The 1,309-nt window shown below is 44.9% G+C and carries 2 protein-coding genes; one reads left to right on the top strand and one right to left on the bottom strand.

Annotated features, from left to right (window positions below):
• Window positions 1-321 (top strand): cation transporting ATPase C-terminal domain-containing protein (locus A3756_RS19640; RefSeq protein WP_197481402.1); only part of this gene is annotated, 321 nt, incomplete at its 5' end.
• A gap of 339 nt (window positions 322-660) precedes the next feature.
• Here A3756_RS19640 and A3756_RS19635 read toward each other — a convergent pair.
• Window positions 661-1,206 (bottom strand): PaaI family thioesterase, encoded by a 546-nt coding sequence (locus A3756_RS19635; protein WP_082865366.1) that lies wholly within the window; start codon window positions 1,204-1,206, stop codon window positions 661-663.
• Window positions 1,207-1,309: the final 103 nt, after the last annotated feature.

Below are 1,309 nucleotides of genomic sequence, written 5' to 3'. Positions count from 1 at the left end.
TACAGCCCCGACTACTGGCAATCAATGGTATTTACCACGCTGACTTTATCCCAGCTCATGCATGTCATGGCAATTCGTTCAGAAACCTTGTCTCTGTTTTCTATCGGGTTCTTTACCAATAAGGCCTTAATTGCGGCATTGATCAGTACTCTCGCACTGCAATTACTTGTTATTTACACGCCACTAGGTAACGAATGGTTTAAAACTCAGGCACTCCCCATGACGGAGTTATTGATCTGCTGTGGACTAGCTTTAGTAGTTTTCTTCGCCGTAGAAGGCGAAAAGCATTTGGTAAGAAAAGGCTGGCTATATAAGAAATAAACGAGGTAAAAATAAAGAGGTTCAGAGTCGAATGGCACTTACTTAAGGAGAAAATGGCGTCATTCCCTTGAACAAGGGAATCCATTGTTTTGAGGCTAACTCAATGAAATTGAAGGACCATGACTATCGCTAACCTAAAGATTTCTAGTCTTTTTTAACTCTCTAGGTCAGCCAAACGGCTGAAAAACAATGGATTCCCGCCCCGCCCAGGCGGCCCTCTCTTGCTGCGCAATTCACCTTGTGCGCGGGAATGATGAGTTTCGGGGCGAAATCAAGCTTAAGTAAGTGCCATTCGGGTCAGAGTCAAAAAAGCCAACTGAACTCTGACCCAAATATTACTTAGCGCATTCTTACCTGATAATTCGCGTAGCTTTTCGCCACTATCGTACCTTCAGCGTCTTTAACCTCACCTTCCAGGACAAAGCTACTCTTGCCTTCTGCCAAGGTTTCTTCTTCCAGGCGGGCTAGTTCTTGGTCAGATAAACCAAACTCAACCGTGACATCAGTTTTGGCAACCTTGATGAATTCCATCTTTAAGTCGACTAAGACAGGATAAAAACGCTCATCAAAGCTCAGCATTGAAATAATGCCCCCAGGAATTTCGGCGACGGTAAATAGCGCGCCTGCGTACATGGCATTAAAGTGATTCTTGTTTGGCTTAAGGGGAATACCTGCTTTCAAAAAGCCGCGCTTTACCTCAAGTACTTTAAAACCATTTCGCGTCGCAAAAGGAATCGCCTGACCAACAAACTTGGTCAACAGAGCCGTCATTGCGGTGCTTTGAACTTTGGAGACAAAGCCTGAAGCGTCTGACTGAGGTTTGTTTGCCCAGTCACGCATGCGATTTTGTAGGTCTTGATTGATAGACTGAAGGTAGCTCATCATGTGGCCATCTTCCTTAAAGTAATTTGAAGGCGCTAGACTACCAGCCTGAGCAAGGCACGCAAGTGATATTCACTTAGTAGAAAAAGGGTACGCTAGGCAGCAC

The sequence above is a fragment of the Oleiphilus sp. HI0086 genome, from assembly GCF_001635225.1.
This window is presented reverse-complemented; position numbering and strand designations above follow the sequence as displayed.